The organism is Facilibium subflavum (assembly GCF_003574485.1).
In the GTDB taxonomy this organism is placed as follows: Bacteria; Pseudomonadota; Gammaproteobacteria; order Francisellales; family Francisellaceae; genus Facilibium; species Facilibium subflavum.
Genome location: NZ_QLIT01000167.1, coordinates 1 through 7,201 on the forward strand (window position 1 = coordinate 1; position 7,201 = coordinate 7,201).

Below are 7,201 nucleotides of genomic sequence, written 5' to 3' on the forward strand. Positions count from 1 at the left end.
AAAGGCAGCATTGCTAACTATTTTAAAAATAGATCAACTAGTGGGTTTGTGGAAGGATTGAATAATAAAATTAAAGTCATTAAACGACGCTGCTATGGGTTCTTTAAAACCGACTCACTTTTCCAGAGATTAACCATAGATTTAAACGGTTATCGCATGCTCAGATTGTAACCAACAGAAAAGGGAAAAGAGCCGTTTTCTCACCAGAGGATCAACAACAGCACCCTGCATTAGTTGGCGTTTTCCGTGATGACAAAGGCGAATTTAAGGGCGTAGAGGTCATTTTCTTAGACAAGAATAACCCAGTAAAAGCCGATCTCAATATGCAAAAAAGGTCATATGGTAATAAAAAAGGGTTTGGTATTGAACTATACAAACCACAACACAATACGGGCATTACCTACATAGCAGAGGGCATTGAGACGAGTCTTTCAATCGCTGAATCATTAGGTAAAGATAATCACATTATTGCCATATCAGGTGCCAGCAATATGGGTAATATTAACCCTGACATGATCAATGATAATGTGGTTATTTGTTTTGATAATGATGGTAAGAATGCAGACAGCTTAAAGGCACTTAAAAGCACCATTACCAAGCTTGAAGAAGCAGGGAAAAATGTCATTGTCAGCATGCCTAATGAAGTAAGAACTGACTTTAACGATATGCTTAAATCAGAAGGCAGTGAGACAATACGCAGTAAAATAATTCACGATATAACACAAAGCATGGGTATTCAAGATCAAGACACTATCCAACAAATTGCAGATAAATACATTGAGGATACAGCCTATAAATTAGATAAACCCAACCCACAAGGAAGTCCACTAGACGACTTAAGAAAGATTAGCGCTGAGCTTATTGCGAATGTTGAAAATCCACTAGATCAGTATGCAAAATCATACGAAAAAAGTATCGATAAAAGCGATATTAAATTGCCTGATAATCGGGAAATTGATAAGCAGTTAAATATTGAAATATCCATTTAAGCCATCGCAAAATTGATGTTTGATGGAGCATTTTTAGCAGGATGAATATTAATATCAATGTCCTGCCCCAGCTTCAAAAGAATGCTAAACATGCGATCAATCGTGAAGCCTGCAAAATTGCCATTGACGATTTTTGATAAATCACCCTGCGCAACACCTGTTAATTTTGAAGCTTTAACTTGCGTAATTTTTTCTTCCTTAAGTAACTGACTTATTTTGAGTGCTAGCCGTGCTTTTGCCTGCATTTCGACAGGATCATTGAAGCCCAAGTCCTCAAAAACATTACCAGAGCCTTTGTGATATTTAATTTCATTTACCATGATCAATCTCCAATTGCTTTGCTTCTTTTAAACGCTTTAGTATCATTTCAACATCTTGCTTTGGTGTTGATATGCCGCGCTTAGATTTCTTTTGAAAACAATGCAAAACATACAGTGTTTCACCAATTTTTACCGTATAAGCACACCGATATGTATCACCATCATGATTTTCAACTACCTCAATCACTGCTGTACCGCTAAATTGTTTTCCTGTCAGTGGTTTTGCATGGTGATGCTTTTCACCTATTTGTGCCAAGTGCAGCGCATAACCCATTGCAGAACGCACTTCCTCAGGAAAGTTTTTCGGGTCGTCCGGTGAGGAGCCTAGCCATATTACTTCTTTCATATGAATGCACGCATATACTTAATATAGTAATTATACTATATTTTTTGGGTTAATCAAATCAACATTATTACGTTACAACTAGACTAAGCTCCTGAAAAACACGGAAAAAATCATTTACATCATCAATAAAATTATGGTTTTCAAATGGGAAGCCAATAGAAAAAGTATTCTTTATCTGAGCCATTATTTCAGGTTGAGATGCAGTCTCACTTGAGTAAAAGCTTGTATCTACCACTATTTTAATCAACCAAAAAGCAATATCGCTGTCTCTAAAATAGTTCTGGCTTATCTCTTGTAAAGTAATATTTTTATTAACACCTAAGAAGACAGACAAATCATCTATAGAAACTTTGCTTTGTTGGAATTGCTTAAAGAGATTAGAGTTAAAACAGTATATAAGTATGGATAAAACAGCTAATATTTTAAAGCCTTCGCTATAGTTTACCAGTGAACTAATCTTTTTAGATTGACTTTCTTTTGCTGCTAATGTGAAGTATACCTCTAAATATCTGACAAGTTTTTCAATACTTCTAAGTGAGGGGATAGCATGTTTTATGTAGTCATCAATTAGAATAAATCCGTTAGAATTTGAAATATTATTCTTATATTTGGTTAAAATAGTGCTTTCATTAACACTATTGGCAAAATGTTTATGCGCGATTTTGACCTTTTCTAAATTATATTGAGCATTAATTTTAGGCATGTAATTTGGCAATGTAATAGTAAATTTTGCAAATTTTTCTAGATACTTTTCAGCATCAATACTATTTCCATATGCGTGTTTTACTGAGCTTTTTAGTTGATCTATGTTTGTAACAATAACGATAAATATCCCCTTAATATCGAATATATGCTTAATAACTTCAAGCATAGAAAGTGCATAGCTTGGTTTACATCTATCTAATTCATCAATGAAGATAATTAACTTATTTTCCTCAGCTATATTCTTTAATATATCGCGTAAATCTTCGATGTTTTTTTCAGATTCAACATGACTTTCAATGGCTGTAGCTGCGTATTGAAAGAAAGCATCTTCACATTTACCTATTACCTCTTTAAGATCTTCACTTAATGTATTAAAATTCTGCTTAAGTAAATGGCTAACAACTGCTTTTCCGCCAGTTTTTAAAAAGAATGCTGAAACTTGGGCGGCTTTAGTCAGCAATTTTTTATAGTTTTCTTTATGTGATTCGCTGTTTAGCGCCTTTAATATTTCACTGATTATTGTAATCAAAGGCTGCTCTATATGATCATATTTGAACGCATCAATATAGATAGAATTTACCTTATTATCATTACTGCTATTTATAAGATTGATAGTTTTATGGCAAAACTCAGTTTTCCCTACACCCCAATCACCATTAATAATTAAAGGTGAAATATCAATATTACTATCAATCAAACTGTAAATATTATCAGCGATTGATTTTCTATTGAATTCATCTCTATCATCGAATGTATATTCATTTATTGGATTATCTATATTCATAACAACCTACATTACATCCTTTTCACCATCAACAACGCGTGACTTTATTTGCTGAACACGTGTTTTTATAAACTCAATTTCTTCACTTGATGATTCAAATAAAGGCTTATTGTCTTTATATAAAATCTTTAATACTGACTCTAGTATCAACCGATTTTCATGCGTCATAACGGCAGCATTTTGATAGAATTCCTCCCAATTTTCCTTGTTATCTTCTTCTGGTTTTAGCTGTTTTTCCTTAACATAAACACCTATTTCTAACAATTCTCTAACGCAATCAGGAAAGCTTTTATTAGTTTCATTTGCAATATTTTCAATCCGTTTTTTTAGATTTTCATCGACTCTTACATCAATTCTAACAGACATATCAATCCTCAAATATCATCATTATTACCATGAACCACACGATTTTTAACTTGTTGAATTCGTGTAGTGATATATTCTAATTCCTCGTTTGCAGATTTAAATTTTGATTTACTTTCATCAAAAACTGCTTTTAAAATTGATTCCAGAATCAACTTAGATTCCAACGATTTAATCGCAGATATTTGCTCTAATTCATCCCAATTATCTTGAGAATCATCTGCGCTTAATCCCACTTGAATTAAGTCTCTGACATACTGAGACAATTGAATATTTTTCTTTTTTGCTTTTTCTTCCAGTTCATCTTTTAAATAATCTGGAATCCGTATTGTTAATATTTTAGCCATTTCACCCTCGTTTTATCCTTGATTTAACTATTCATTAACGTATGACGATTGTATTTCAATGTAAGTCGATAGTCATACATTAAGCTGCAAACGGATAAACTCCGCTTTATTTGCTCCATATTCTATCAAATATGATCATACAATCGTATGCCACCAAAAGCTGAACTCATAAATTCAGTGTATTTTTTTGTATGTCGCGACATATATTCGTCACACGTCAACGCAAAATTTAGATAAGTTGTCATATATACGGCATACAATTTACGTTTTTAAAACTTTTATCCGCTTAAAACATATATCATACAATTAGCATACGCTTATTTTAACCGCCATACAATCGTATTATATAAATAGTTATAAAATTAGTTTTATTCCTTTAACCATATGAATTTATGACGAATGTCATACTAAAATATTTATAAACATCATACATTCGTCATAAATTCATATTTTATATATGATGCGGTTATTTTTCCGAAAATACAACGCCATTTGGCGGTATATTTAAAAATAAAACAACTCATTTTCTCAAAAAAAACTTCTCGCACGAAAACCCTTGAAAATAAAGGCTTTCACGACTTGGATTACGCCCCTGCTAACAGCGTGGGGTGTGCGTGCGACATGAGGTCGCACGTCGTGTTGTTATCTCGTATCTGGGGTAACCATCTATGCTGCTGGATGAGCCTATGGCATGAATAAAGAAGCTGCCTGACAACGTAGCAAAGCTCTCCTTTAGGAGAGCGGGATTGTAACTGTGAGGGTGTAATCTTTCTGGCAGTCACAGTCGGATAAGCGCTAGGCAATCGGTATGGTGAACTTATGTGAATCTGTTTATGGGTCGTAAAACGCAACAAGTGAAAGTGACTGAAACACTTGAACCAAAAGGTACGTCGCCTATGGCTCGATTTTAATGCACTAAATCGACGCAGTCAATAGTGGCACCGGTCTAATAGCAGGCACCTAACCCGATATATACACGACGTGCGGAACATGGGAACCCTGTATACCTCTCTATTAATTGGAGAAAGTAAGCTGCGAAGTTTACCCATGGGTATGCAGGATTGGGAGGTTGGAAAAAGCGAACGCAGCACTGTAATGGTGATGATAGAGGTTTAAACGTTACCTCACGCGAAAGCGGGCAGACGTCCAACTGGTCTTAAATTGCAAGATAATCTGATGAATGTTTAAAGGAGGAATGCAGATATGGTAACACTAAGTGTTAGTGCGCCTTCTCATCCATTTCAAGCTCACCTACAATGGGTAACCTTTGATTGGGAAATAGCTAAAAGGTGGGTGTACAGACTACAGAGGCGTATTGCAAAAGCTACTGTAGAGAAGCGCTTTAATAAAGTTAAGGTGTTGCAACGGTTACTAACAAGATCATTCTACGCCAGAATGCTTGCAGTAAGACAGGTGACATCAAATAAAGGTAAACATACTCCAGGTGTTGATAAAGAGGTATGGTCGGAAGCTTATCAAAAAGGCTTAGCCGCTAGCAACCTCTCCAAAATTGGGTATAAACCGCAACCACTAAGGCGGATTTATATACCTAAGAAAAACAGGAAGCTTCGACCACTAAGCATACCAACCATGAGAGATAGAGCAATGCAAGCTTTGTATCTTATGGCGTTAAATCCTGTTGCTGAAACTACAGCAGACAGAGATTCTTTTGGCTTCCGACAATATCGATCAGCACATGATGCCTTACAGAAATGTTATTGTAACTTAGCCAGTAAAGGCAAAGCGCAATGGATTTTGGAGGCTGATATTAAAAGCTGCTTCGACGAAATCAGTCACGAGTGGATACTAAACAATATCCCGATTGACAAAAGTATTCTGAGAAAGTGGCTTAAATCTGGATATGTTGAAAATGGTACGCTTTTTGACACCACTGCTGGGACACCGCAAGGTGGTATTATTTCGCCCGTCATCTGTAATATGGTGCTTGATGGTTTACAGCAAACCGTTAACAAGCATCAAGGCGTTAAGAAATATGTAAATTTCATACGTTATGCTGATGACTTTATTGTTACGGGAAACTCTCCTGAAACGCTTAAAGAGATTCAACATGACATTGAGAAATTCCTAGCAGAAAGAGGACTGTCTTTATCAAAAGATAAAACAAAAATCACACATATCAACGATGGTTTCGACTTTCTGGGATTCAATATCAGAAAGTATAACGGTAAATACCTATCCAAACCATCAAAAGATAATGTGAAAAAAGTTTTGTTCCGAGATAAAGTCGACCATTAAAAAGTACAATGGTGGAAATGCGGAACAGATAATCAAAGCCCTCAATCCAAAACTCATTGGTTGGGCTAATTACTACCGTCCATCATGCGCCAAATCAACCTTTAGCTACATTGATAACGTACTTTTTGAAGCACTTTTAAGATGGGTAAAAAGACGGTTTCAAGGTAAAAGCCTCAGACAATCTGTTGGCAAACACTTTAGAAATCAAGGCAATGCCAGAAGATGGGTATTTAGCGCTCAACAAAGCAATGGCAAATATTTAGGTATTCATCTCATGATGAATACAAAGATTAAACGCCATATTTTGATTAGGCTAGATGCTAATCCGTATCTGCATGAATGGGAGCAATATTACGCCGATAGAAAGCGTAATTATGCTTTTCACGCTGATTTGGATAGGCACGAATTGATGGAAAGAAGATCGTCTATAACTCAAATGCAGTAACTGGGTGTGCGATAGCGTGCTTTATTAAGGCTTGAGCGCAGTGCGATGAAAGTCGCATGCTGCGTTCTTAGGAGAGCGGCAGCTAGCAATAGCTGTCGCTTATCCGACTACTATATTATATGACGGATTTTATCACTTGCGTAAACGGTGAAAATCATTGGTCAAATTTTTAAAAATGAAAGAAAAACTAAAAGCCACTTCAATTTATGGCGATTGAATATATTTATTTTGCCAATCTAAAATCTAAGCAACTTCTTTATATTGATTTTTTGCATTAACATTTAAGAGAAAACTAAAAAATTTTACGCAATCTTTAACAGCTTCTATATAATCATCATCCGTTAAAAGTGAAAGCCAACTTTCAATATATTTTGTCGAGTAGACATCTCTGTTTCTCCTATTTATAATTTAAATTTTAAACATAATGTGAGAAAGCATGATGCCCCTCACAGAACCGTACTTGTAGATTTCCCACATACGGCTCTTCAACTTAACTCACTGAACCTGTTAAAGTATAAAAATCATGTGTGATTCGTGGCTGCGGTAGTGGGTAACGTTCAATATATTTGTTGAACTTCTCCCAACTCATTTTCCGCTTCTGGCTTCTTCCGATTTAACCACTTCTTTGCCAATCTTTTTTCAATTT

9 protein-coding genes are annotated in these 7,201 nt (G+C 35.3%); 4 read left to right on the forward strand and 5 right to left on the reverse strand.

Features of this window, described 5'->3' with window-relative positions:
* Together DNK84_RS14670 and DNK84_RS09990 are read left to right on the forward strand one after the other, a co-directional pair.
* The coding region (locus DNK84_RS14670; protein ID WP_208123301.1) for a transposase at nt 1-171 on the forward strand (171 nt) is incomplete at its 5' end.
* Nucleotides 165-989: a toprim domain-containing protein gene (locus tag DNK84_RS09990; protein ID WP_456236417.1), complete on the forward strand. Its 825-nt coding sequence runs from the start codon at nt 165-167 to the stop codon at nt 987-989. The genes DNK84_RS14670 and DNK84_RS09990, both read left to right, overlap by 7 nt.
* Here DNK84_RS09990 and DNK84_RS09995 read toward each other — a convergent pair.
* The 5 genes from DNK84_RS09995 to DNK84_RS10015 all read right to left on the reverse strand — a co-directional run bounded on the left by DNK84_RS09995 (nt 986) and on the right by DNK84_RS10015 (nt 3,854).
* Nucleotides 986-1,309, reverse strand: a complete 324-nt coding sequence (locus DNK84_RS09995) for a helix-turn-helix domain-containing protein (protein WP_119344374.1) — start codon at nt 1,307-1,309, stop codon at nt 986-988. The two genes, DNK84_RS09990 and DNK84_RS09995, sit on opposite strands and share 4 nt — an antisense overlap.
* A complete protein-coding gene (locus tag DNK84_RS10000; protein ID WP_119344375.1) occupies nt 1,299-1,655 on the reverse strand; it encodes a type II toxin-antitoxin system RelE/ParE family toxin in 357 nt (118 codons plus the stop codon). Before DNK84_RS10000 ends, DNK84_RS09995 begins: the two co-directional genes overlap by 11 nt.
* Before the next feature lie 67 nt (nt 1,656-1,722).
* Nucleotides 1,723-3,144, reverse strand: a complete 1,422-nt coding sequence (locus DNK84_RS10005; RefSeq protein ID WP_119344376.1) for a KAP family P-loop NTPase fold protein — start codon at nt 3,142-3,144, stop codon at nt 1,723-1,725.
* Nucleotides 3,145-3,150: 6 nt separating this feature from the next.
* Nucleotides 3,151-3,510, reverse strand: a complete 360-nt coding sequence (locus tag DNK84_RS10010; RefSeq protein WP_119344377.1) for a hypothetical protein — start codon at nt 3,508-3,510, stop codon at nt 3,151-3,153.
* Between the two features lie 8 nt (nt 3,511-3,518).
* Nucleotides 3,519-3,854 (reverse strand): hypothetical protein, encoded by a 336-nt coding sequence (locus tag DNK84_RS10015; RefSeq protein WP_119344378.1) that lies wholly within the window; start codon nt 3,852-3,854, stop codon nt 3,519-3,521.
* A gap of 1,203 nt (nt 3,855-5,057) precedes the next feature.
* On the opposite strand from DNK84_RS10015, the gene ltrA reads away from it, so the two are divergent.
* Both ltrA and DNK84_RS15080 read left to right on the forward strand, forming a co-directional pair.
* On the forward strand, nt 5,058-6,110 hold the full coding sequence (gene ltrA, locus DNK84_RS10020) for a group II intron reverse transcriptase/maturase (RefSeq protein WP_119344379.1): 1,053 nt from the start codon (nt 5,058-5,060) through the stop codon (nt 6,108-6,110).
* The gene (locus DNK84_RS15080) at nt 6,106-6,555 is read left to right on the forward strand and encodes a group II intron maturase-specific domain-containing protein (protein WP_407920620.1); all 450 of its coding nucleotides are present in this window, start codon (nt 6,106-6,108) and stop codon (nt 6,553-6,555) included. The genes ltrA and DNK84_RS15080 overlap by 5 nt, the downstream gene beginning before the upstream one ends.
* Nucleotides 6,556-7,201: the final 646 nt, after the last annotated feature.

What these genes read in the sequence shown, in the direction of transcription:
- DNK84_RS10010 (WP_119344377.1), bottom strand. Translation starts at nt 3,510, where the DNA reads ATGTCTGTTAGAATTGATGTAAGAGTCGATGAAAATCTAAAAAAACGG.
- DNK84_RS10015 (WP_119344378.1), bottom strand. Translation starts at nt 3,854, where the DNA reads ATGGCTAAAATATTAACAATACGGATTCCAGATTATTTAAAAGATGAA.
- DNK84_RS10000 (WP_119344375.1), bottom strand. Translation starts at nt 1,655, where the DNA reads ATGAAAGAAGTAATATGGCTAGGCTCCTCACCGGACGACCCGAAAAAC.
- ltrA (WP_119344379.1), top strand. Translation starts at nt 5,058, where the DNA reads ATGGTAACACTAAGTGTTAGTGCGCCTTCTCATCCATTTCAAGCTCAC.
- DNK84_RS09995 (WP_119344374.1), bottom strand. Translation starts at nt 1,309, where the DNA reads ATGGTAAATGAAATTAAATATCACAAAGGCTCTGGTAATGTTTTTGAG.
- DNK84_RS10005 (WP_119344376.1), bottom strand. Translation starts at nt 3,144, where the DNA reads ATGAATATAGATAATCCAATAAATGAATATACATTCGATGATAGAGAT.